Source organism: Streptomyces sp. NPDC050211 (genome assembly GCF_040656035.1).
In the GTDB taxonomy this organism is placed as follows: domain Bacteria; phylum Actinomycetota; class Actinomycetes; order Streptomycetales; family Streptomycetaceae; genus Streptomyces.
This window is the reverse complement of the sequence record NZ_JBFALC010000038.1, coordinates 1-22948: the sequence shown is the minus strand read 5'-3', so window position 1 is coordinate 22948 and position 22948 is coordinate 1. Positions and strand designations below refer to the sequence as shown.

Here is a 22948-nt window from a genome sequence, read left to right as displayed (position 1 = left end):
CCAGCACATGCGCAGTAACAGAAACAGAACTGTCAGGGCCATGCCAGCAACCATGGTCGTCGCCCTCGCTGCGGGCCTGCTCACCGCCACCGCCCCCACGGCCCACGCCGCAGCCGGCGCCACCCTCCCCTTCACCTCCGTCGAGGCCGAGTCCGCCACCACCACCGGCACGAAGATCGGCCCCGACTACACCCAGGGCACGCTCGCCTCCGAGGCCTCCGGACGCCAGGCCGTACGCCTCGCCGCCGGGCAGCGCGTCGAGTTCACCGTGCCGCGCGCGGCGAACGCCGTGAACGTCGCCTACAGCGTCCCCGACGGTCAGTCGGGCTCGCTGAACGTGTACGTCAACGGCACGAAACTCGCGAAGACCATCGTCGTGACGTCCAAGTACTCGTACGTGGACACGAGTTGGATCCCAGGTGCCAAGACGCACCACTTCTACGACAACGCCCGGCTGTTGCTCGGGCAGGACGTCCAGCCGGGGGACGAGGTCGCGTTGGAGCCGACGGGTACCCAAGTCACCGTCGACGTCGCCGACTTCGAGCAGGTCGCCGCGCCCGCGACGCAGCCCTCCGGGTCGGTGTCCGTGACGTCCAAGGGCGCCGACCCCACCGGCCAGGGCGACTCCACGCAGGCCTTCCGGGACGCGATCTCCGCGGCTCAGGGCGGGGTCGTATGGATCCCGCCGGGCGAGTACAAGCTGACGTCCTCCCTCAACGGCGTCCAGAACGTCACCCTCCAGGGCGCCGGCAGCTGGCACTCCGTCGTGCGCACCTCCCGCTTCATCGACCAGTCCAGCTCCTTGGGGAACGTCCACATCAAGGACTTCGCGGTCATCGGCGAGGTCACCGAACGCGTCGACTCCAACCCGGACAACTTCGTCAACGGGTCCCTGGGCGCCGGGAGTTCGGTCTCCGGCATGTGGCTCCAGCACCTCAAGGTCGGCCTCTGGCTGATGGGCAACAACGACAACCTGATCGTCGAGAACAACCGCTTCCTCGACATGACCGCCGACGGCCTCAACCTCAACGGCAACGCGCGCGGGGTCAAGGTCCGCAACAACTTCCTGCGCAATCAGGGCGACGATGCGCTCGCCATGTGGTCGCTGTACGCGCCCGACACCAACAGCAGCTTCGAGAACAACACCATCACCCAGCCGAACCTCGCCAACGGCATCGCCATCTACGGCGGCACCGACATCAGCGTGAAGAACAACCTGATCTCGGACACCAACGCCCTCGGCAGCGGCATCGCGATCTCCAACCAGAAGTTCCTCGACCCGTTCCACCCGCTCGCCGGCATGATCACCGTCGACGGCAACACACTCGTGCGGACCGGCGCGATGAACCCCAACTGGAACCACCCGATGGGCGCGCTGCGCGTCGACTCGTACGACAGCGCCATCGAGGCACAGGTACGGATCACCAACACGACGATCACCGACAGCCCGTACAGCGCCTTCGAGTTCGTGTCAGGCAGCGGCCGGGGCTACGACGCCAAGAACATCACCATCGACGGGGCGACCGTACGCAACACAGGCACCGTCGTCGTCCAGGCCGAAGCCCCGGGTGCCGCCACTATGCGCAACGTGACCGCTACGGGCGTGGGCGCGGCCGGTATCTACAACTGCCCTTATCCCTCAGGCACGTTCACGCTCACCGACGGCGGCGGCAACTCCGGCTGGAGCAGCACCTGGTCGGACTGCTCGACCTGGCCCCAGCCCGGCCAGGGCAACCCGGACCCCGACCCGAACCGCAACCTGGCCAAGGGGCGCGCGGCGACGGCGACCGGCTCGCAGGACGTCTACACGCCGGGCAAGGCGGTCGACGGCGACGCGAACAGCTACTGGGAGTCCACCAACAACGCCTTCCCGCAGAGCCTGACGGTCGACCTCGGCGCCACCGAGTCCGTACGCCGGCTGGTGCTGAAGCTGCCGCCGTCCTCGGCGTGGGGTGCGCGCACCCAGACCCTCACCGTCCTCGGCAGCACCGACGGCTCGAACTACTCGACGGTCGTCGGCTCCACCGGCTACCGCTTCGACCCGGCGACGGGCAACACGGCCACCGTCGCGCTGCCCAGCGGCACGAGCCTGCGCCATCTGCGGCTCACGGTCACCGCCAACACCGGCTGGCCCGCCGCCCAGTTCAGCGAGATGGAGGCGTATCTGACTTCGTGACCGCGTCCTGCGGGACCCCGCGCTTCGCCGCCTGGATCTGCTCGTACACATGGGTCCGCAGCTCGGCGAAGCGCGGGGCGACGCGGGTGTGCAGCTGGTCGCGGTCGTCGGGCAGGTCGACCTTGAGCTGTTCCCGGATGACGGTGGGGGAGGAGGACAGGACGATCACGCGCTCGCCCAGGTACACGGCCTCGTCGATGTCATGGGTGACGAACAGGATCGTGATGCCGCGCTCCCGCCACAGCCCGCGTACGAGATCCTCCAGATCGGCGCGCGTCTGCGCGTCCACCGCCGCGAACGGCTCGTCCATCAGCAGCACCCGTGGCTCGTACGCGAGCGCGCGGGCGATGGCGACCCGCTGCTGCATACCGCCCGACAGCTGCCAGGGATAGGCGCTCGCCGCGTCCGACAGCCCGACCGATCGCAGCGCGTCGGCCACCAGTTCCCGGCGCCGTGCTCTGCTCAAGTCCTTCTGCTTCAGGGGGAGTTCGACGTTCTCGCCGACCCGCATCCAGGGGAACAGACTCCGCCCGTACTCCTGGAACACGAACGCCATCCCGGGCGGCGGCGCGGTCACCTTCCGTCCCTCCAGCAGTACTTCACCGGCCGTGGGTGCGAGCAGTCCGCCCATGCACTTCAGCAGGGTCGTCTTGCCGCAGCCCGACGGGCCGACGAGACAGACGAGTTCGCCGGCGTCGACGGTGAAGGTGAGGTCGCGGACCGCCTCCACCCGGCGCCCCGACCCCTCGTAGACCTTCTTCAGGCCGGATACGGCAAGAAGCGCGTCCATGGACCGCCCTTTCGCGAGGTTCACGGCGACCGCCTGGTCGAGGCGCGCAGGCCGTGGTACCAGCCGAGCACGCGGCGCTCGACCAGCTGGAAGACGACGGAGAGGAGGAAGCCGAGCAGGCCGAGCAGGAGGATGCCGGTCCACATGTCGGGGATGGCGAACCCGCGCTGGAACTGGACGATGGTGAAGCCGAGGCCGTTGCTGGCCGCGAACATCTCGCTGATGACCATGAGGATGATGCCGATGGACAGCGCCTGGCGCAGCCCCGCGAAGATCTGCGGGCTCGCCGAGCGGAGAACGACGTTGCGCAGCCGCGCGGTGCCTGTGATGCCGTAACTGCGTGCCGTCTCCGCCATCACGGAGTCGACCGCACGCACGCCCTCGACCGTGTTGAGCAGGATCGGCCATACACAACCACTGGCGATCACGGTGACCTTCATGGTGTCGCCGATGCCCGCGAACAGCATGATGACCGGTACGAGGACAGGCGGCGGCACCGCTCGCAGGAACTCCAGGACCGGTTCGCAGACCGCGCGCACGCGTCGGTAGGAGCCGATGACCGTGCCGAGCGCCACGCCGACGACCGCCGCGAGCGCGTAGCCGCCGGTCAGCCGCAGCACGCTGGGCAGGACGTCGTCCTGGAGCCGGTCGGCGGTCCAGACGTCGGGGAAGGTGGTGAGGATCGTGCGCAGCGGCGGCCAGTACACGTCCGTGCTGCCGTCGGACGCCACCCACCAGCCCGCCACCAGCAGCGCGGGCAGCGCGAGCACGAAGAACACCCGCAGCAGCAGCCGCCTCACACCGCCACCTCCCCGCGCACCGACTGGTGCCAGGCCAGCGCCCGCCGCTCCACCGACCGCGCACCCACGTTGATCAGCAGCCCCAGCAGGCCGGTGACGACGACCAGCGCGTACATGTCGGGCACGGCCTGCGAGGTCTGCGCCACGGCGATCCGTGCGCCCAACCCGGGTGCGCCGATGACGAGTTCGGCGGTCACGGCGAGGATCAGTGCGACGGCCGCGGCGAGGCGCACGCCGGTCATGACATACGGCAGCGCGGTCGGCCACAGCACATGCCGGATCCGCGCCCAGGTGCCCAGGCCGTACGACCGTGCCGTCTCGTCGGCGACCGGGTCCAGGTCCTGGACGCCGTACAGGGTCTGGATCAGTACCTGCCAGAAGGAGGCGTACACGACCAGGAGCAGGACCGAGCGGAGTTCGGTGCCGTAGAGGAGGACGGCGAGGGGGATCAGGGCGACCGAGGGGATCGGGCGCAGGAACTCGATCGTGGAGGCCGTCGCCTCGCGCAGATAGGGGACCACGGAGATGATCACGCCGACGACGATCCCCGCGCAGGCCGCGATCGCGAGGCCCAGCGCCCAGCCGGTGAGGGTGTCGCCGAGCGCCGACCAGAAGGCGCCGTCGGTGAGTTCGCCGCCGAGCGCGTCGGCGATCCGGCTGGTCGGCGGGAAGTAGTCGTCCTTGACCAGACCGAGCCGCGGCACCGCCTCACCCAGGGCGAGGAAGGCCGCGAGCCCGGCCGCACCGAGTGCGGCGTTCACGCCCCTCACGGCAGCAGCGCGTCCAGGTCCGGCGTCTTCTTGAAGAGGCCGTCCTCCTCACCCAGCTTCATCAGGGCTTCGATGGAGGCGCGGTTGGCCTCGGCCGGCCACTTGGGCAGGGTCACCTGCTCCAGGACGTTCGCCGGGATCTTCGTGTAGGTCGTGATGATCGCGCGGGCCTCGTCGGGGTGGGAGTCGGCGTAGGCCAGGGACTGGGCGGTGGCCTCGCGGAACTTCTTCACCACGTCCGGGTTCTGCTGCTCGTACTGCTGCGAGGTGAAGTACATGGCGACGGTGAGGTCCGGGGCGATGTCGACCAGGGGAGAGGCGATCTCCACGCCGCCCTGGCTCCTGATCGTGGCGGTCGCCGGCTCGACCACGCACGCGGCGTCGATCTGTCCCTTGTCGAGGGCCGCGGGCATCTGGTCGAAGGCGAGCTCGACGAGCTGCACCTTGTCGGGGTCGCCGCCCGCCGCGCGCACCGACTGGCGCACCACGGTCTCGTTGATGTTCTTCAGGGTGTTGATGGCGACCTTCTTGCCCTCCAACTGCTTCGGCGAGGTGATGGAACTGCCCTTCTTCACCATCAGGCCGTTGAAGTCCTTGCCCTTCACGCCGGTCGAGGCGATGCCGTTCACCACGGCCTTGATGGGCACGTTGTTGGACTGGGCGACCATCAGCGAGGTCACATTCGAGAAGCCGAACTGAAACTGGCCGCTGACCACACCCGGCACGATCGCGGCGCCGCCCTGCGCGGGCGTCAGCTCCAGTTTCAGGCCGCGTTCACTGAAGAACCCCTTCTTCTGGCCCAGATAGAGGGGCGCGACATCGACAATCGGGATGATCCCCACCTTGACCGTGGTGGTGCCGCCGGACGAGGCGTTCGCATCCGACGCGCCACCGTCGTCGGACGAGCCGCACCCCGTCGCAGCGGCCAGAACGGATAGGGCCGTGAGGCCGATGAACAGACGACGACGCATGACTCCCCCTGTGGGACCGGTCCTGGTGCTCCGAGAGGTTGTGCGCAGACTGCACGGGTGTGCTGTGTGGGAACGTAAAGCCCGTCCCGAGGCACGGTCAATGCCCGGGCCATCACAGGTCGTTGACATTGCGAGATGCGCGCTCTTAGCGTGCGCACAGCGCACGTTCATGCGTCCGCCCGGAGGCCACGATGCCCGCTGCACCCCGCGCACCGCACTTCGTCCGGTCCTTCGAGCGGGGTCTCGCCGTCATCCGCGCCTTCGACGCCGAGCACCCGGCTCTCACACTCAGCGATGTCGCCCGCGCCTGCGGACTGACCCGCGCAGCCGCCCGCCGCTTCCTGCTCACCCTCGCCGATCTCGGTTACGTCCAGACCGACGGCCGGCGCTTCCGCCTCACCCCGCGCGTGCTGGAGCTCGGCTACTCCTACCTCTCCAGCTTCACCCTGCCGCAGATCGCCGAACCGCATCTGGAGCAACTCGTCGCGCAGGTAAGGGAGTCGTCCTCGCTGTGCGTCCTCGACGGCGACGACATCGTGTACGTCGCCAGGGTCCCCACCAGCCGCATCATGACCGCGTCCATCACGGTCGGCACCCGCTTCCCGGCGCACGTCACCTCCGTGGGCCGGGTCATCCTCGCTCATCTGCCGGACGAGGAGATCGAGATCCGCCTCGCCCGCGCCGACCTGCGCCCCCACACCACCCGCACCGTCGTCACGGCGGACGCCCTGCGCGCGGAACTGCGCCGGGTACGGCGTCAGGGGCATGCCCTCGTCGACCAGGAACTGGAGGAGGGGCTGCGATCGGTGGCCGCCCCGGTGCGTGACCGGGACGGCGAGGTGGTGGCCGGCGTCAACATCGCCGTGCACGCCGGCCGCAACTCCGTCGAGTCCGTACGCCGCGATCTGCTGCCCCACCTGCTCGCGACGGTCGCCCGGATCGAGGCGGACGTACGGATCACAGGTCCAGCACGAGCCGCTTCCCCTGGCACCGGGACACACAGATGAGCATGGTCTCCCCGGCCTCGCGCTCCTCGTCCGTGAGGACCGAGTCGCGGTGGTCCGGGGTGCCCTCGATGACGTCGGTCTCGCAGGTGCCGCAGGTGCCCTCGGTGCAGGAGAAGAGCACCTCGACACCCGCGGCGCGCACGGTGTCGAGCACGGAGACGTCCGGCGGGACGGTAAGGGTGCGCCCGCTCTGCTGCAGAACGACCTCGAACTCCTCGTCGTCCCCGGTCCGTTGCTGTTCCTTCGGGCTGAACCGCTCGACGTGCAGCACTCCGGCCGGGCAGCGCTCCTCCACCGCGTCCAGCAGCGGCCCGGGACCGCAGCAGTAGACGAGGGTGCCCTCGGGGAGGTCGTCGAGGACCGAGGCGAGGTCCAGGAGACCGGCCTCGTCCTGGGGGGCGACGGTGACGCGGTCGCCGTACCGCCGCAACTCCTCGGTGAACGCCATGGACCGGCGGCTCCGTCCGCCGTAGAGCAGCGTCCACTCGGCGCCCGCGGCTTCCGCCGCCGCCAGCATCGGCAGGATCGGCGTGATGCCGATGCCGCCCGCGATGAAGTGGTAGCGGGGCGCCGAGGCGAGGGCGAAGTGGTTGCGGGGCCCGCGTACGCGCACCTTGTCGCCCGGCCCCAACTGCCCGTGCACGTACGCCGATCCGCCCCGCCCGTCCGGCTCCCGCAGCACCGCGACGCGCCACACCGAGCGGTCCGCCGGGTCCCCGCACAGCGAGTACTGCCGCTCCAGCTCCGGGCCCAGTACGACGTCGATGTGCGCCCCCGGCTCCCAGGCCGGGAGCTCCTCGCCCAGGGGATGGCGCAGGGTGAGGGCGAGCACGCCGTCGGCCGCGGACTCCGTGCGGTCGACGACGAGTTCGGCTTCGTACACGGTCATGAGTCGCTTCCTCGCGGCTGGTGTCCTTCGGGGTGGTGTCCTTCGGGCTGGCGTCCTGCGGGGTGGTGTCCTTCGGGATGGCCCAGCATCCACTCCCACATCTCGATCGGATCCTGGGCGGTGTGCTCGGCGCCGCAGTGACAGGTGCCGTGCAGGAGGTCGGTGCCCGGCAGCCAGTCGATGCGGTAGATCTCGCCCGTGGGGCTCGTCACTGGACCCTCTCCATCGGCTTGTCGCCCTCCTCCACCAGACGGGCGAGGATACGGCGGGCGGCCAGGCCGCCGGTGTCGATGTTGATGCTCAGCTCCTGGTACCCCGTCCGCTCCGTCCCGAGCGTCTTCTGGAGCAGGTTGAGGGCGTCGACGTCCTGCATGACGACGGTGTGGTTGTTGCCGCGCAGGAACTCGGTGACCTCGTCGTCGTCCGTCGCCCAGTCCCGGGAGACCATCCAGAAGTCGTACACCTTGCCGTCCGAGGATGGCGTGATGGCGTACGTGATCTCGGTGTGGAAGCCGTTCGGGTCGCTGCCGTCGGCCTCCGGCACCACGCCGACCGGGGCGATCCGGCTGTGCAGCAGATACAGGCAGGGGGCGTGGTACTCGATGTCCTGCCAGCGGGTGATGCGGCCCTCGATGCCGGTGGACTTGGCGTAGAACGGCGGGCACTCGGCGTCGTCCATGTGCCGGCTGACCCGGACGATCCCCGCGCCCTCGTCGACCTCGGTGGTGATCGGGGTTTCGGCGACCTCGGGGGTGCCGATGTAGCCGCCGTGCAGATACGTCTCGTGGGAGAGGTCGAGGAGGTTGTCGACGAGCAGTCCGTAGTCGGCGTCGATGGGCTCCATCCCGCGGACGGTGGTCCAGCCGGGGGCGTCGAGGTGCCGGGCGCGCGGAATGGTCTGCGGGTCCGCGTGCGCCGGGTCGCCGATCCACACCCAGATCAGCGAGTCCTGCTCGACCACCGGGTAGGAGGCGACCCGGGCCGTGCGCGGGATGCGTTTCTGCCCCGGCACGTACACGCACGCGCCCGTCGTGTCGTACGTGAAGCCGTGGTAGCCGCAGACGATCCGGTCGCCGTCGAGCCCGCTCTCCGACAGCGGGTACCGGCGGTGCACACACCGGTCGTGCAGCGCTACGGGCGTTCCGTCGCCCTCGGTGCGGTAGAACACGAGCGGCTCACCGAGAATGCTCCGGCCGAGCAGCTCCCGCCCGACCTCGTGGCTGTAGGCGGCGACGTACCACTGGTTCCTGGCGAAACTGGTCGTGTGCGGCATGGGGGCGACTCCCGTCTCTGATGGGTGGTGGCATCGTCGACGAGAGCGTCATAGGGTCGCAATGCCTCTTCCGCCTCGCGGAAGCTCTCGAATAAAGCGCCTGGTCAGAGCCGCGGTAGGGATGCAGGAACAGAGCCGATAGTCGGCCGAGTCGCAGTCTCGATGAGTGGCCGTGCTGATGGGCTGCGTCATCGTGGTGTTCAAGAATTGCGTTCACGTGACCGTTATTAGGGTTCTGTGGCGATTTTGATGCCACAAACTGTTGGTACACCGGCAGAAATCGCATCGCCGCAGATCAGGCTTGATCATGTCCGTGCTGAGAGCCCGTGGGGTCGAATCCGGGTCGAATTTGCCGTTCTTCCCGTCGTCGTCGGGTGTAATTGCAGGTTGGGGTAGGTTTGAGGGGTCGTGCGGTGGGAGCCGCGCGAGCGACTGTTTGGGCTGGGGTCCTGGAGGATGAGCACGAGCAGACCCTTCGTCTCCCAGTGGGACAGGGGGCACGCCCTCCGTGGGCTGCTCGGATGGTCATCACGCCGACGCCTGCTGATCCGCAGCCTCGGTCCTGGCGAGAGTCTTGAAGGTGAAGCCTGCAACTCCAGGTATGACCCCCTGTCGCGCGAGGCGGTCTGCGGTTGCCATTTGGCGGCCTTCCGCGCTCGGTCCGGCATCAAATGGGGGCGGCCGGTCCGGGAGATCGCTTGCGACGGCACAGGTGGTTCGTTGTGTGGCCGTGGGAAATGGTCGTGGATTCGCCCGGCCAGGGCGGGCGTCAGCAGCCCCCCTGAGGCGTCTTGGGTTCTAGAGGTGGTTGCGACACCTGCCCCTCGGGGTTGTTGCGATGACCAAGCCGCGTCGGAAGCCGAAGAAGCCCGGACCTGCGCCGTTGGCGGACAAGCGTGATCAATACCTTCGCCTCATGGCGCAGGGGGTGAGCAACTCGGCCGCGTGCCGCGAGGTGGGAATCAACCGCAAGACCGGGAACCGCTGGAGGTACGGAAGGAAGGTCGTCGACCGGGCCGGCAACGTGCGCGTCCACCTGCCAATCACCGAGGTACGGGAGTCCGACGCGGTCTCCGAGCGGTTCTTGTCGGAGAACGCGCGGATCGTCAATCGCCGCCCTGCTCCGCGCCGGGAACTCCCTGCGCACCATTGCCCGGGAACTCGCCCGAGACCCAGCCACGATTAGCCGGGAGGTGCGCCGTAACCGTGACCCGCGCACCGGTAAGTACCACCCATTCAGGCCCAGCGTTGGGCATCCGTACGCCGCGCCCGTGACCGCTGGGGATCATAGTGCAGCAGACTCATCCCCCCACGGCCTTCGTGCTGGGCAAGTGCCTCTTTGGTCGGAGCACAGGATCAGACGAAGGCCGTGTTCACGTTCGGGGAGTCCTCGGACGAACGATCATGTTCGAGGGCGTCGTTCGAGGAAAAGGCGAGCCGATCTACGGCAACGTCAGGCGACGCTGCCGACAGCCAGGTACCCAGTTGTGCTGGACAGCTCAAGCACAGCACTCCGAGCCAGACAGCCTCGTAGCGGTCATTAAGACTGGCGCTGCGAGCGCCGCGCCGCTGGGAAAGTGACACCGAGGGCCCCGCCTGCGCCACTGCCGAGCACCAGGCCGATCGCCATGTTGTCGAAGACAGCCAGCCCGAGCACGAGCCCGACTGTGATGCCGATCAGCATGCCTACAACAAGCCCTGTGCTGTTGGACGGTACTCCGACGTCCTCGTTGTTCGTCACACGATCATTGTGCCGAACGAGCCTTCGGGGACGAGATCCGATACGGCCAACCTTTGAAGTAGGCCAGACCTTAAAGAACAAGATTGGTGTGTGTCTCCGAACCCGAACCGGAGGCTCAATGGCTTGATGGACGAACAGGACGGCTGTGAGGCCGCTCAGCGATGTGTCATGTGCCCGTCCGGCAATCAGCGGGCGACGCTGCGCATCAGTCCCTCGAGGTCGCGTTCGCCAGCCGGTGTCTGTGCCCCCTCCTGCAGGCCCTTGCTGATCAGATGCTGAGCGGCCGGCTGGCTGAACGTAGAAGCCCAGGCATGGTTCTCACGCAGGAGTCCTTCCTTGAAGTCATCGGCGGGCAGCGAGTGCTTGGCTGCTTCGATGACACCGTCGGGCAGCGCGGCGATGTTACGGGCGACACGGTCGACGTACTCGTCGAGCTCGTCGGCCGGCAGGGCCCGGTTGATCCAGCCGTAGGACGCTGCGGTCTCGGCATCGAACAAGTCGGCGGTGAGGATCACCTCCAGTGCGCGGTTGCGACCCACGCGGTCCCGGAGGTACTGCGTTCCGCCTCCGCCGGGGATGATGCCCATCAGCGCTTCGATCTGACCCAGTCCGGCGGTCTCGACGGCGGCGAACGTCATGTCCGCTGCGGCCACGAATTCCGCCCCGCCTCCGCGGGCCTTCCCGGCGAGCTTCACGATGGTCACCTGGGGTTGATGGCGGAGGAGCTCGCCTACCGCCTGGAACACGTTGACGTCCGCCGGCGCGGATGCGGCGAGTTCCTGGAGTACGTCCATCTCCTCGCCGACGTGCATGTCCACGTGAGCGATGAAGAATTCCGGGTCGGCGCTCGAGAAGACGATCACGCGGACGGAAGGATCGTCTGTGAGGCCCGTCAGCACCGTCCGCAGCTCACGCATCATCGTCGTTCCGAGCGCGTTCACCGGGGGATTGTCGAGGACGATCCGGGCGACGCCGTGTTCGCTGCTCACTCGCAGGGTCGAGTAGGCATCGTTCGTCATGAGGTTCTCCGTTGGTTACCGCTGGGCATGTAGGTTTGCAATGCATACCTACCGTCGGTGACGGCACCCAGATGGTCAAGAACGCACTTTGGGAGCACCTAGGATCATGAAGGACACTGATCTGCACGGCTTTGACACCGAAACGCGAACGGTTTTCCGGGCGGACTGCCCCAGCCGACCGATCCTCGACCAGATAGCGGACAAGTGGTCGATGATGGTGATGGCGCTGCTGGAGCGGCCCACCCGGTTCAATGAACTGAAGCGAGGCCTGGAGGGCATCACGCAACGTGTCCTCACCCAGACACTGCGCCGTCTCGAGCGCAACGGCATGATTCAGCGCACGGTGCTGCCGACCTCACCGGTCGGCGTCGAGTACTCGCTCACACCCCTGGGCGAGTCCCTGCGCGAGCCGTTCGGCCGGCTCTACGACTGGACCGTCGAGCACAGCGGAGAGATCCAGAACTGCCAGCGGGCGTACGACACCAGGGCTGACGCTTAACCGCCTGCGATGGCATCTCGGAGGGCGGTGCGTGACTTGATGTCCGTTTCGCGCATTCCGGAGGAGTGTGCGGGCCGGCCGCGACGTCGCCTGGCGGCGCCAGCTGGGTGAACAACCCCTGCCCAGTCTCGACCAGGATCCCGCGCTCGACCAGCCGCTTGAGCTTCAGCCGGACGTTGTTGACGTTGCTGGGCGCCGCACTACGACGCCCCCGGCAGAACAAACTGGGGCCCGCTGGAGCCGCCTCGGCGGAGCCGGAGGAAGGTCCTGGCGCGCATTCCGTGAACGGTGATCATTGGTGGTCTCTGCACCACGAGCACGGCCTGCCTGAGATACTCGGATACCAAGGGTGAGCAGGTCGGGGAGGGAAGCGTCGGTGCAGGAGGCCAGCCGAGGGGACACTGGCGGGGAGGATCGTGCCGCTGCGGTGTACCGCTTTCAGCCGGGCGTCGAGCATGAGTACCGTGAGCGGTCCTGTGCCCGCTGCCCGTGGCGGACGGACGCCGATCTCACGGCCTTCTCCGAGCAGGACATGGACATGCTGCGGCGAGCCAACGGCGGACCAGGTGCGGAGACGCCACTCGATGCTCCTGTCGTAGGTTGCCACCTCGACCAGCCGGACACGGCCCATCCGTTCCGCTGGTGTGCCGGCTGGCTTGCCACGGTGGGTGAAAATCACCTGGCGATTCGACTAGCGATCGCGTTCGAGGCTCTGCCCGGCCACGCGGTGACGCCACGGGCCAACTGGCCGCGCCTGTACGCCAGTTTGGAGGCACTCCTCGAAGCGCGTACCGGACAGCTGCGGCAGCACGCTTCTGCGCGCCGGTGACGCACCGTCACTCTGCGGGCATGCTGCCTGCCGTGTGAGGACCTGCTCAAGAGGCTGTTTCCGCACCTCGAAGCGGTTGTGGTGGAACAAGTGACGCTGAAGGGTGCTGTGTTGTGCGTTGCTTCGCGCACGCGTGACGGGCACGAAGCGATCTGTCCCAAGGTGCGGCGCTCCGTCGGATCGGGCGCACAGCCGGTACGAGCGCCGGCTCGCGGATGCTCCGGTCGGTGGCCGCAGAGTGCTGATCGAGTTGTCGGTGCGGCGTCTGTTCTGCGACAGCCCCGAGTGCGGCAAGGTGACCTTCGCCGAGCAGGTCGAAGGGCTGACCTTCTTCTACGGACGGCGGACGCCGCTGCTGCGTAATCTGCTGGAGGCGGTCGGGGTGGCGCTCGCGGGACGGTCCGGCAGCAGACTCGCCGGGCTGATGTCCGCCCCGGCGGATCGGTCCTTGCTGTTGCGACTCGTGATGGCCTTGCCCGACCCGCCCGCCGTCACTCCGCGGGTCCTGGGCGTCGACGACTTCGCCACCCGCAAGGACCAGGTCTATGGAACGCTGCTGGTCGACGCAGAAACTCACGCCCCGATCGAGATACTGGACGGCCGTGACCGCGGCCCACTGGCCCGCTGGCTGACCGCGCATCCCGGCGTGGAGATCATCTGCAGGGACCGGTCCGGTTCCTACTCCGAGGCCGCTCGCACCGCCGCCCCACATGCGATACAGGTAGCGGACAAGTGGCACATCTGGAACAACCTCGGCAAGGCGGCCGAACGATGTGTGGCCGCTCACCGTCGTTGTCTGCCCCCGATGGCCTCAGAGGTCGGGCCACAGCAGGCCGACATCGGCGACGCCGAGGAGGAGTTCCCCGCCTCACATCAGCGCACTGCGGAACTTGCCTGCGTCCGCTGGCATCAGGTCCACGATCTCCTCGGCACGGGGATGGGGATCCGGGCCATCGCCCGCCAGCTGGGCTCGGGACGGCATACGGTGCAGCGGTACGCTCGCGCCGCGCGCTGGCAGGACCAGGTCACACTGCGGCCGCAGCGTGGCAGCGAGCTCGACCTCTACGCCGACTACCTGCAGCAGCGGTGGCAGACCGGCGACGCGCGGATCAAGGACCTTCAACACGAGCTGCACGAGCGGGGTTTCACGGTCAGTTACACCACGCTGCGCGACTGGATCAGCCGCACACTCCCGCCCCGCGAGGCTCCCGCCCAGCCACCACCGAGGCCGCCGACCGTCCGCCAGGTGACCGGCTGGCTCACCCGACACCCGGACACCCTGCGAGAGGAAGACAGCCGATTCCTCAAGTTCACGCTCACCGCATGTCCCGAACTGGCTGCGGCCCACGCACACATCCGGTCCCTCGGTCAGATGCTCCAGACCCGTCGGGCAAGCGATCTGCCCAGCTGAATCGACGAGGTCGGCGGGAGTGGACTGCCGGGCCTTGCCAGCTTCGCCAAGGGGCTGGCCACCGACCTCGACGCTGTCACCGCCGGCTTCGCGGGCAATTGGAGCTCGGGCGTCGTCGAGGGCCGGATCAGTGATCTGAAGATGATCAAGCGGCAGATGTTCAACCGGGCTGGACTCCCACTCCTGAGGAAACGCGTCCTGCTCATCGCCGCGACCCGACGCTCACCCACGACCGGGGCACACACCAGAACTCCATGATCACCGTTCACGGCATGCGCGCCAGGACCTTCTTCCGGCTCCACCGCGGCGCCTCCAGCAGGCCCCAGTTTGTGAAGCTCGGACCGGGACGGCCTGAATCGGCTCCATCAGTGACCAGCGTGGGGGCCAAGTGGGCCAGTTTCAGGCTGCCTTCACGAGCATTGATCTTCACAGATCGGGGCCGAGCGGCGGCGCTTGGTGCCGAGGGTTGGCGTCCCGTCCCTGATCGAGGGGCATGATCCATGGCTTGCTAGTCTTCGGCTATGTTGCGCTTAGATCAGGCGTCGCGCGCCCGCGTTGTAGTCGCGGGGATGGGCGATGCCGGACTTTTGGCCGCCATCAATCTGGTCCGCCATCGACGTCTCGTCGACGTGGTGGGTGTCTCCAGCAAGCCGGGCCTGGTCAGTGGGCAGAGTCTGGGGTGGCGGCTGGCCCGGCCCGAAGAGTGGGTGACCCGGTTCAACATCTCTTACGACCGCTTTCGGGTCCTGGACCGGGCGCGCTTGGTGCATGGCTCGCTGACCGGCCTCGATACGGATGCCCGTACGGTTACTGTGAGGTCGGCTGACGGCACTACGACACGCGAACCGTACGACGCGCTTGTGCTCGCCACAGGCGTGAGTAATGGGTTCTGGCGTCAGCCCGAGCTACAGGACCAGAATGAGATCGACAAGGGGCTGCGCGACATGCACGCCCGGTTCGCCGCCGCTGATTCCATCGCCATCGTCGGTGGGGGTGCGACAGCGGTGGGCAGCGCCGCGCAGCTCGCCGAGGCGTTTCCCGCCGCACGGATCGACCTGTATTTCCCCGGAGATCGTGCCCTCACCAGCCATCATCCCGACGTCTGGAACGCGGTGAGGGCGCGGCTCGAACGGCTCCGCGTTCATCTGTACCCAGGTCACCGTGCAGAGCTGCCGGCCGATCTGTCACCGGCGGCGGGGCCCGTTACCTTCGTCACCGGCCAGCCCCCCGCCGAGGCAGGACTCGTCCTTTGGGCAGTCGGCCGGGCCCGCCCGAACACCGCATGGCTGCCCGAGGACCTGCTCGACCCGCACGGATACGTCCGCGTGGGCGCAGACCTGCGAACGCCCGATCACGACCGCATCTGGGCCGTGGGCGACGTAGCAGCCAGCGATTCCCTGCGTGGTTCGGCCCGCAACGGAGGCCCCGCATTGGTCGCGCGCAACGTCGTGGCCGCACTGCGTGGAAAACCCGCCCGTGACTTGCAGATCCGGGGGCACGCACAAGGGGCCGTTCTCGGGCCCCTGCAGGACGGTCTTGAGATCTTCTCCTACGCCGGCCGCCGCGTCCGCATACCTCGTCGACCCTATTTCGCCTTGGAGCGTTATCTGGAGGGCCCGTTCGTTTACGGCGGGATTCGCCCGGCTTCTTCGCAGGTAGCGGACTCCGTGAAGCAATAGGTTCTCTGACCTGACGGTCGGTGGGGTCTGTCCTCTCATGCGTGGGTTTGCGCGGGGCTCTGTGAAGTGCGCTTTTACTGAGCTTGAACTCATGATTGGCGTTGAGGTGAGGGACAGACCCCCTGCCGGTCGAGGACGGCGCGCTTGGCGGACTGCTGTCCCACTACTCGATGATCCATACCCCACGTGGAGAATTGCCCGCGCTGCTCGCCGAGCAGGTGCGTGTCCTGGCACCAGGGGGCCTGCTCCTGGTGTCCTTCGGAACCGAGGGACCGGAGCCGGTCCGCTTCGACCACAAGGTGACGCCCGCCTATAACTGGCCGGCGGAGCAGTTTGTCGGACACCCATTGCGCGGTGCAGACCGCTGCAGAGCATTCGTGGCTGAGGAGGTGCAGGCCCGGTCCGGCTACGCGGTCGGTGAATACCGCCAGGAGGCGGTCGTCATGAAAGGGCGCGTCGGCCGCTACGGTGCGCTCGATGATCCAGTCCAAGCCGTGGTCGGTGAGCGAAGGGGACGCTGTGACCCCTACGTGTCCGGACAAAGCGTCCCATACTCGGGTGGGTGCAATAGGGAACTGGCCAACTGGCATGCAGCGGCGTGCTGTTCGAGCACATTGCGAGACAGCGGTTCGCGTCGCGGGAGACAGCCTGGAGGGCTTCCCCGTTCCTTGAGGCTGGCATCCTGCGTTTTCCAGCCGCTGCCGGTCACGCTCCAGCAGAAGCGACAGCCTGTTCTCCCGCAGCGCGCGCACAATCACCAGGGACCGCTGGACGGGAGAGGCGTAGGCATGCGAACGATACGGAGGCAGGGTGAAATGAAGACTGCGTCGCTCGGGGTGCACGCCTAGCCCGCGCACACTCCGCCAAGTACGGCGCCGGTCACGGTAGGGCAGTAGCTCCAGCAAGAGCTCGGCGCAGGAATCGTCTTCCAGGTAGAGCTCAAGCTGCCCCGACGCGGGGGCCGCCGCGAGCACACCGAAAGGGTGCCTCTGGTCGGCGCGGCCACCCAGCGCGCCCAGCAACAGGGATTCGAGGAACGCCTGGTTCGACTCTGCCGCTGGGATGAGCTTCTCCCAGCTTTCCAGGGCGATCGTACGAAGCCGGGTAGCTTGCAGCCGCTCGCCGGTGAGTTGTGCGACTGCAGTCGGAACGGTGTTGACGGCGTACATAGCGCTTCTCCTGATGCCCCCGACCCTGGCCTAGAAGAGGCGTACCGATGTCACATGCGCGTACAAGCCGAATCACAACGACGTAGATTCTCTGCCAGCACCCAACAGGTCGGATAGGAGTGCCCAGATCTGGCCGCGTCAGAGGCCAGGCGGAGGTCGCCATAGCGCGCTGCGGGCGAGCAATGCTCATGACTTGTGGATCGGCCTCGGGTTGGACGCGAAGGGCGTACCTTGCCGAGTGATCGACTTCTGGTCATCGAGCAGGCTGGCGTTGCGCCGTCGGCCGGGAAGGCACGCCCGTGCTGAGCGTAGTGAATGCCGATGGATCGACCGAGACCGGCTTCCTGATCGACGACATCGTCCGCGAGGGTGCACGGCGGATGCTGGCCGCGGCCCTGGAGGCCGAAGTCAACGCCTACATAGCCGAGTTGGCTGAACAGCGTGACGAGAACGGGCGTCGGCTCGTGGTCCGCAACGGGTACCACGAGCCGCGGAAGGTCACCACCGCGGCCGGGGTGGTCGAGGTGAAGGCACCGAGGGTGAACGACAAACGCGTCGACGAGGTGGACGGCGAGCGCAAGCGGTTCTCCTCGGCGATCCTGCCGCCCTGGTGCCGCAAGTCCCCGAAGATCAGCGAGGTGCTGCCGCTTCTCTACCTGCACGGCCTGTCCTCTGGCGACTTCGTGCCCGCCCTGGAGCAGTTTCTCGGCTCCACAGCCGGCCTGTCGGCGGCCACGGTCACCCGCCTCACCCAGCAGTGGCAGGCCGACTACGCCGCGTTCGGCGAGCGCGGCCTGTCCGGCAGTGACTACGTCTACGTCTGGGCCGACGGCATCCACCTGCGCATCCGCCTGCGCGAGGCGAAGTCGTGCGTACTGGTCCTGATGGGCGTACGCGCCGACGGCACCAAGGAGCTGATCGCCATGAGCGACGGCTACCGCGAATCCGCCGACTCATGGGCGGATCTCCTGCGCGACTGCGCCCGCCGCGGCATGCGCGCTCCCGTCCTTGCGGTCGGCGACGGCGCACTCGGCTTCTGGAAGGCCCTGGCTGAGGTGTTCCCCGAAACCCGCCATCAAAGGTGCTGGGTTCATAAGATCGCCAATGTTGCGAACGCCCTGCCGAAGTCCGCCCAGCCCGGCGCGAAGAAGGCCCTGCAGGAGATATACAACGCCGAGGACCGCGACCACGCACAAAGGGCCGTGGCCGCGTTCGCCAAGACCTATGGCGCGAAGTTCCCCAAGGCCGTCAAGAAGATCACCGACGACGTGGACGAGCTGCTGGCCTTCTACGACTTCCCCGCTGAGCACTGGATCCACTTGCGCACCACGAACCCGATTGAGTCGACTTTCGCCACCGTCCGGCTGCGGACCAAGGTCACCCGGGGCGCTGGCAGCGCGGCCGCCGCCCTGGCCATGGTCTTCAAGCTCGTCGAGTCCGCCCAGCAGCGGTGGCGGGCCGTGAACGCACCCCACCTCGTCGCCCTGGTCCGTGCCGGAGCCCGCTTCGAGCGCGGCCGCCTCGTCGAACGCTCCGAGAGCCACGTGGCCTGAACGACCGCAACTGATCCACGGGTCATGGCTCCTGCCCCTCAGCCCGGCAGCAGGGTCGGCGCGTCGGGCCGATGAGTTTGCCGGTTGCCTGAAGTCTTCCTTGTGGCATTCCCGCCCCGTCGGCGGATCAGGAGACGCCGGATCCCGGTGTCATGGAGGAGAGATGGAGGCCAGGATGAACAATCCGATTCGGCTGTATATGTCGATGTCGCTCGACGGCTATATCGCCGGCCCGGACGATCGGCCAGGGCAGGAGCTCGGACGTGACGGTGGACGGCTCTTCAACTGGCTCGACGACCGGGAGTCCGACGGTCCGAGCGGCGAGGTCTACCGCGAAGCGCTGGCGACCGGCGCGGTGATCTCCGGCCGTCGGACCTTCGAACTCGCCGGGCGCTGGCAGGGCGACCACCACGACGGCGTGCCGATCTTCGTCCTCACCCACCAGGTGGATGACGGGGACGTGCCACCCGGCCACGCGCGTTTCGTCACCGATGTCGAGGACTGCGCCCGTCAGGCTCGCGCAGCCGCAGGGGACCGGCCGGTCATGGTCCATGGGGCGGGGGCGGCCCAAGCACTTCTGCGAGCCGGGCAGCTGGACGAGATGGAGATCCACCTGGTTCCGGTCCTCCTCGGGGACGGCCGACGGCTGTTCGACCACCTGGGTAGCGATCACATCGAACTCGACCTTGTCCGACGACTCGAGGATCGAGACGTCACGCATCTCCGCTACCGGGTGCATCGCCCCGAGGAGGCCGCGTGAAGACGCTCTTCGTCTCCTACCGCGTCACCGACCTGGACCGCTCGCTCGGTTTCTACACCGCCTTGGGCTACGTCGAACTGGGCAGGGTCGAGGGCGGCGACGGGGCTCACCTCGTGATCCTCAAGTTCCCCGACGAACCGGCGGCCTCGCTCGAACTGGTCCACCGCCCCGGCGACGGACCAGTCGACGTGGGCAGCGGTTTCGACCACCTCGCGATCCAGGTGGACACGCTCGCCACCACTCTGGAGACGCTGACCGAAGCCGGCCTGGGGCCCGAACCCCTCCAGTACCCGGGCGGGCCTCACGGCCCGAAGACGTCGTGGCTCACGGACCCGGATGGTTACCGGATCGAGTTGGTGGAGTGGCCGTCCGGACATCCCGACGGCATCACCGCAGCAGACTTCGCCTGAGGCGGCCACGGTCTGTGGCGTGACGAAGCTCCCCCTCGGTGCGACCGCGGCGCAACGCGAGGCGACATCCCACCCCATCCACAGGTCTTGACGATTACTCGATCCGGTGCGCAAGCACGTCGTGCATCTCGCGGGCGATTCGGTTGCGTTCCACGGCCCGCGTCTGCGCGGCTCGCGCGGTCTGCTCCCGTTCCGCGCTCTCCGCCCGGTCCCGCAGGGACAGTACTTCCGCCCGCCGCGAGCCAAGGGCCGTGCCGGCGGCGACGACAATACCCGCGGTCAGTACCAACATGGCGAGCTGCAACCAGAACGAGCCGGGTGTGCTCCGGACCGAGTACAGCCCACTGGCGAACTGTGACGCGACCAAGTAGGCCAGCACCACCGCGCCAGTCTCCACCGAACGCCGACGAGTGGAAACCGAGCCGAGTGCCATCAACGCGGCCCCTGTGGCGAGAGCCGACACGGTTGAGGCGATCACGACAGTCGTGGCCACGATGAAGGGATACCTGCGCCGCCACAGAAGCGCTGTCAAGCAGCCGAGAGCCACCAGCGGATCACCGATGAAAAACCAGGAACCCGTTCCGGCTTCTGACACTCGCTCCAGCATTACACCGGTAATGAGCCAGATGATTGCGCCCACTGCCGCGGCCGCCGCCAGCCGCCAGGTCTGCTGCCACAATCCGAGCGGTTGCGCGTTGTCGTCGTTCACAACTTGGCCATTCTCGCGAGAACGTGTCTTCCATGAGTCGGGCCAGGGGCAACCCGGTAGGCAGTCCCCGCGGAAGGGGTAATCATGGTGACGATGAGATCCCTGCAGCCTTCGGAGAGGGTCTCCAGTGAGCGTGAATGCCAGATCACTGGTTTTACAGGCCCGCTGTCCAGCGGCCCCTGCCGGGACATGAAGTGGGCCGGAGTTGCGTTACCTCGCCTGGCAATCTGCATGGTCCACCTGCCTCGTTACCGGGACTGCCCGGGCCGGCCGGCTTGGCTTGGGAATCGAAGTGGTCATCGCCACCGACAGCTGCGGCACAGGCTCAGCGCGGCCAGACCAACGACCGGGTCGTCGACGGGATGCTCCGGCATCCGAATGATCAGCGGGGCGAGCCGAACGGCGCGCCGTCGCGGTACCTCCGAACGGGAGGCCTGCTCCGCGGCGGCGCAACAGCTACGTCACTCGGGCACGTTCGCTACTTGCCCGGCTCAGCCGCACATGCCTGGTCGTATGCGGGGCGTTGCCCGGTAGTCAGGAATGTTGTGACCAGGTCGCTCGCGCACTTGTTGCCGCCGGACGGGTAGACGCCGTGGCCGCCCTGGTCAACGGTCACCATCGTGGCCCGCTTGCCCAGTGCTCCGCGCAGCTTCCTGGCGCCGGCCAGCGGTGTCCCAGGGTCACGCTCGTTCTGCACGAGGAGGAAGTTCGAAGGTCCCCGGCGTCCAACCTCCACCGGCGGCTCAAAGTCCTTGTCCGGCCAGAAGGCACAGGGTCCGATGTTGGCAGTAGACCCACCCAGCTTCGGATACAGCAGGCGGTCCACTGCGACGTCACGCTGGTACTCGCTCACCTTTGTCGGCCAGCGCCTGTCCGCGCAAAGCACATAGAGACGGGCTGCCATGGAGTTCGCCGCGTTCGGCGGCGGCGGGGACGACACCGGCTTGCCCTGGTCGAGTGCTTGCCAGGTCTTCGCCCACGCCGGCATGAGCGCGTCGGAGTAGAGGTGATCCAACGTCCTCCCGCGGAACGATGTCCCGTTGATGCCGCTGACCGGTCGTTCATCCAGTCGCTTGGCGAGTTCGAAGAACTTGGCGGTCACCTGCCTGCGAGTGGCGCCCAGTCCGTATTCGGGATGCGCGGCCACGAACTCCGCAAATTCCGGGAAGCGCTCTTCCATTCCGCGGCCTACCAGCCGGAAAGCGGTCACGTCATAGCCACCAGGCCCCAGGTTGCTGTCGAGCACGATTCGGTCGCCCCGCCCCGGGAAGAGAGTCCCGTAGACCGCACCAAGCGAGGTTCCGTATGAGGCACCCAGGTAGGAGATCTTGCTCTCGCCCAGAGCCGCCCGGATGCGGTCCATATCCCGCGCGGTGTTCGCGGTCGTGGTGTGCGGCAGCATCCACGCGCTGTCTGACGTAGCGCACTGCCGGGCGATGGTGCGCGCGTACTTCGCCTCCCGGGTGACGTCGGCGGCGGTATGGGCGTATGCCGGAAAGGCACCCCGCTCCTGCTGCTGCTGCGTCAGATCACAGCTCACCGGTGTGCTACGACCCGCGCCCCGAGGATCGAAGCCGATCACGTCGTAGGAGTCCAGCACCTGAGTGGGCAACCCGAAGGCCGCGAGGATGCCTGGATAGCTGAGCCCTCCCGCGCCGGGGCCGCCGGGATTGGTCAGTAGTACGCCTCGACGTTTGGAAGGCACTTGGCTGGCCAGCCTGGAGACTGCGATTTCGATCTGGCGACCGTCGGGCTTGCGATAGTCCAGCGGGACCTCGAGCGTCGCGCACTCCACACGCGGCATAGCAGCTTCTTTTGGACATGGACCCCACTCCAGGGAAGCCGGCTCCGCGGCCGATGCGTCCGGCGTCGCCGTGGACGCGCACACCACCGCTGTCACCGCGACCGTGGTGGCGGCGATGACGAGAGCCAGTGTCTTCCTGTGTGGCCGGCGCCTGCTCCGGTGGACACGACGATGCTGGCAGGGCTCCCCTGCAGGGTCTGTGCCAGCAGTTGGAAGCCCGTGCCTGCCCGGTGAGTCTTCTGGTGATGCCGACAGAGAAATGGTCGCCTCCGAGTTGCTTCAGGGTCTGTTCCGGTAGCGGGTATCCACGGAGCCACGGCAGTCTTGAGGAGCACCGCTGGCAGGCCTATGTCCTGACCGACGGGCACCGGGCGAACGCAAGGCATCCGAGGCGGAAGTCCGTCGTGTCCCCGGCACCATCCCAGTCCGGTGAAAGATGTCCCACTGCGAAAGACTGAGGTCTTTCAGCGTTGCCGCTCCAGAGTGAGGACAGCCGCGGAGATTGACGACATTCGATTCGGGCTGCACCGGGATCGGCGGAAGATGCGCCAGGACTTCAAGCGTGCGACGCCGCGCTCGACTGGAGCCCGTGCCGCGGACAGCGCACGGTTGACGGTTTGCTGGGTCGGCGTGAGGTCACGGCGCGGCAGGCGTCTGATGGGTGTCGTCACCCAGGGGCCGGCTCCCAT

At 67.6% G+C, this 22948-nt stretch carries 20 protein-coding genes and 3 pseudogenes; 11 read left to right on the top strand and 12 right to left on the bottom strand.

Annotation, left to right across the window (positions count from 1 at the left end):
• Positions 1–40 precede the first annotated feature (40 nt).
• The gene (locus AB0I98_RS30905) at positions 41–2176 is read left to right on the top strand and encodes a discoidin domain-containing protein (RefSeq protein ID WP_362947762.1); all 2136 of its coding nucleotides are present in this window, start codon (positions 41–43) and stop codon (positions 2174–2176) included.
• Here the strand turns inward: AB0I98_RS30905 and AB0I98_RS30900 are convergent.
• The 4 genes from AB0I98_RS30900 to AB0I98_RS30885 are packed head-to-tail and all read right to left on the bottom strand — an operon-like array spanning position 2145 to position 5507.
• Positions 2145–2966: an ABC transporter ATP-binding protein gene (locus AB0I98_RS30900; protein ID WP_362947761.1), complete on the bottom strand. Its 822-nt coding sequence runs from the start codon at positions 2964–2966 to the stop codon at positions 2145–2147. The genes AB0I98_RS30905 and AB0I98_RS30900 overlap by 32 nt on opposite strands.
• Positions 2967–2986: 20 nt before the next feature.
• A complete protein-coding gene (locus AB0I98_RS30895; RefSeq protein WP_362947759.1) occupies positions 2987–3766 on the bottom strand; it encodes an ABC transporter permease subunit in 780 nt (259 codons plus the stop codon).
• Positions 3763–4536: an ABC transporter permease subunit gene (locus tag AB0I98_RS30890; RefSeq protein ID WP_362947758.1), complete on the bottom strand. Its 774-nt coding sequence runs from the start codon at positions 4534–4536 to the stop codon at positions 3763–3765. The genes AB0I98_RS30895 and AB0I98_RS30890 overlap by 4 nt, the downstream gene beginning before the upstream one ends.
• Entirely contained in the window at positions 4533–5507 is a 975-nt protein-coding gene (locus AB0I98_RS30885; RefSeq protein ID WP_362947756.1) for an ABC transporter substrate-binding protein, read from the bottom strand. The genes AB0I98_RS30890 and AB0I98_RS30885 overlap by 4 nt, the downstream gene beginning before the upstream one ends.
• A gap of 191 nt (positions 5508–5698) precedes the next feature.
• On the opposite strand from AB0I98_RS30885, the gene AB0I98_RS30880 reads away from it, so the two are divergent.
• Positions 5699–6514 (top strand): IclR family transcriptional regulator C-terminal domain-containing protein, encoded by an 816-nt coding sequence (locus tag AB0I98_RS30880; protein ID WP_362947755.1) that lies wholly within the window; start codon positions 5699–5701, stop codon positions 6512–6514.
• On the opposite strand, the gene AB0I98_RS30875 is transcribed toward AB0I98_RS30880, so the two are convergent.
• From AB0I98_RS30875 to AB0I98_RS30865, 3 genes are read right to left on the bottom strand one after another with little or no spacing between them, the layout of a single operon-like run.
• On the bottom strand, positions 6465–7403 hold the full coding sequence (locus AB0I98_RS30875) for a PDR/VanB family oxidoreductase (protein WP_362947754.1): 939 nt from the start codon (positions 7401–7403) through the stop codon (positions 6465–6467). The two genes, AB0I98_RS30880 and AB0I98_RS30875, sit on opposite strands and share 50 nt — an antisense overlap.
• On the bottom strand, positions 7400–7615 hold the full coding sequence (locus tag AB0I98_RS30870) for a hypothetical protein (protein ID WP_362947753.1): 216 nt from the start codon (positions 7613–7615) through the stop codon (positions 7400–7402). The genes AB0I98_RS30875 and AB0I98_RS30870 overlap by 4 nt, the downstream gene beginning before the upstream one ends.
• A complete protein-coding gene (locus AB0I98_RS30865) occupies positions 7612–8676 on the bottom strand; it encodes an aromatic ring-hydroxylating dioxygenase subunit alpha (protein WP_362947752.1) in 1065 nt (354 codons plus the stop codon). Before AB0I98_RS30865 ends, AB0I98_RS30870 begins: the two co-directional genes overlap by 4 nt.
• A gap of 1109 nt (positions 8677–9785) precedes the next feature.
• On the opposite strand from AB0I98_RS30865, the pseudogene AB0I98_RS30860 reads away from it, so the two are divergent.
• A pseudogene (locus tag AB0I98_RS30860) lies at positions 9786–9899 on the top strand (helix-turn-helix domain-containing protein); the annotation flags it as partial.
• A 317-nt stretch (positions 9900–10216) separates the two neighbouring features.
• On the opposite strand, the gene AB0I98_RS30855 reads toward AB0I98_RS30860, so the two are convergent.
• Together AB0I98_RS30855 and AB0I98_RS30850 are read right to left on the bottom strand one after the other, a co-directional pair.
• Entirely contained in the window at positions 10217–10417 is a 201-nt protein-coding gene (locus AB0I98_RS30855) for a hypothetical protein (RefSeq protein ID WP_362947750.1), read from the bottom strand.
• A gap of 185 nt (positions 10418–10602) precedes the next feature.
• Positions 10603–11436 (bottom strand): enoyl-CoA hydratase/isomerase family protein, encoded by an 834-nt coding sequence (locus AB0I98_RS30850; protein ID WP_362947748.1) that lies wholly within the window; start codon positions 11434–11436, stop codon positions 10603–10605.
• Positions 11437–11542: 106 nt separating this feature from the next.
• On the opposite strand from AB0I98_RS30850, the gene AB0I98_RS30845 reads away from it, so the two are divergent.
• The 8 genes and pseudogenes from AB0I98_RS30845 (at position 11543) to AB0I98_RS30810 (ending at position 19746) form a co-directional block, all read left to right on the top strand.
• Positions 11543–11935: a helix-turn-helix domain-containing protein gene (locus AB0I98_RS30845; protein ID WP_362947747.1), complete on the top strand. Its 393-nt coding sequence runs from the start codon at positions 11543–11545 to the stop codon at positions 11933–11935.
• Between the two features lie 427 nt (positions 11936–12362).
• A complete protein-coding gene (locus tag AB0I98_RS30840; RefSeq protein WP_362947745.1) occupies positions 12363–12764 on the top strand; it encodes a DUF6283 family protein in 402 nt (133 codons plus the stop codon).
• 103 nt (positions 12765–12867) lie between these two features.
• Positions 12868–14175, top strand: coding sequence for an ISL3 family transposase (locus AB0I98_RS30835; protein ID WP_362947743.1), 1308 nt, complete (start codon positions 12868–12870; stop codon positions 14173–14175).
• 521 nt (positions 14176–14696) lie between these two features.
• Positions 14697–15854 carry an FAD-dependent oxidoreductase gene (locus tag AB0I98_RS30830; RefSeq protein ID WP_362947741.1) on the top strand — a complete coding sequence of 386 codons (1158 nt, stop codon included), beginning with the start codon at positions 14697–14699 and terminating at the stop codon, positions 15852–15854.
• A gap of 122 nt (positions 15855–15976) precedes the next feature.
• Positions 15977–16189 (top strand): annotated as a pseudogene (locus tag AB0I98_RS30825) (class I SAM-dependent methyltransferase); the annotation flags it as partial.
• Positions 16190–17322: 1133 nt separating this feature from the next.
• A complete protein-coding gene (locus tag AB0I98_RS30820) occupies positions 17323–18576 on the top strand; it encodes an IS256 family transposase (protein ID WP_362947739.1) in 1254 nt (417 codons plus the stop codon).
• A 175-nt stretch (positions 18577–18751) separates the two neighbouring features.
• Positions 18752–19336, top strand: coding sequence for a dihydrofolate reductase family protein (locus AB0I98_RS30815; protein ID WP_362947737.1), 585 nt, complete (start codon positions 18752–18754; stop codon positions 19334–19336).
• Positions 19333–19746, top strand: coding sequence for a VOC family protein (locus AB0I98_RS30810; RefSeq protein ID WP_362947735.1), 414 nt, complete (start codon positions 19333–19335; stop codon positions 19744–19746). Before AB0I98_RS30815 ends, AB0I98_RS30810 begins: the two co-directional genes overlap by 4 nt.
• Positions 19747–19846: 100 nt before the next feature.
• Here AB0I98_RS30810 and AB0I98_RS30805 read toward each other — a convergent pair.
• From AB0I98_RS30805 to AB0I98_RS30795, 3 genes and pseudogenes are all read right to left on the bottom strand, one after another.
• Positions 19847–20353, bottom strand: a pseudogene (locus AB0I98_RS30805) (sensor histidine kinase); the annotation flags it as partial.
• Between the two features lie 580 nt (positions 20354–20933).
• Positions 20934–22259, bottom strand: coding sequence for an alpha/beta hydrolase (locus AB0I98_RS30800; protein ID WP_362947734.1), 1326 nt, complete (start codon positions 22257–22259; stop codon positions 20934–20936).
• A gap of 464 nt (positions 22260–22723) precedes the next feature.
• The coding region (locus AB0I98_RS30795; protein WP_362947733.1) for a transposase family protein at positions 22724–22948 on the bottom strand (225 nt) is incomplete at its 5' end.

Coding starts and splice junctions, on each gene's coding strand:
- AB0I98_RS30865 (WP_362947752.1), bottom strand. CDS start 8,676: ATGCCGCACACGACCAGTTTCGCCAGGAACCAGTGGTACGTCGCCGCC.
- AB0I98_RS30830 (WP_362947741.1), top strand. CDS start 14,697: ATGTTGCGCTTAGATCAGGCGTCGCGCGCCCGCGTTGTAGTCGCGGGG.
- AB0I98_RS30850 (WP_362947748.1), bottom strand. CDS start 11,436: ATGACGAACGATGCCTACTCGACCCTGCGAGTGAGCAGCGAACACGGC.
- AB0I98_RS30815 (WP_362947737.1), top strand. CDS start 18,752: ATGAACAATCCGATTCGGCTGTATATGTCGATGTCGCTCGACGGCTAT.
- AB0I98_RS30900 (WP_362947761.1), bottom strand. CDS start 2,966: ATGGACGCGCTTCTTGCCGTATCCGGCCTGAAGAAGGTCTACGAGGGG.
- AB0I98_RS30885 (WP_362947756.1), bottom strand. CDS start 5,507: ATGCGTCGTCGTCTGTTCATCGGCCTCACGGCCCTATCCGTTCTGGCC.
- AB0I98_RS30880 (WP_362947755.1), top strand. CDS start 5,699: ATGCCCGCTGCACCCCGCGCACCGCACTTCGTCCGGTCCTTCGAGCGG.
- AB0I98_RS30845 (WP_362947747.1), top strand. CDS start 11,543: ATGAAGGACACTGATCTGCACGGCTTTGACACCGAAACGCGAACGGTT.
- AB0I98_RS30875 (WP_362947754.1), bottom strand. CDS start 7,403: ATGACCGTGTACGAAGCCGAACTCGTCGTCGACCGCACGGAGTCCGCG.
- AB0I98_RS30905 (WP_362947762.1), top strand. CDS start 41: ATGCCAGCAACCATGGTCGTCGCCCTCGCTGCGGGCCTGCTCACCGCC.
- AB0I98_RS30800 (WP_362947734.1), bottom strand. CDS start 22,259: ATGCCGCGTGTGGAGTGCGCGACGCTCGAGGTCCCGCTGGACTATCGC.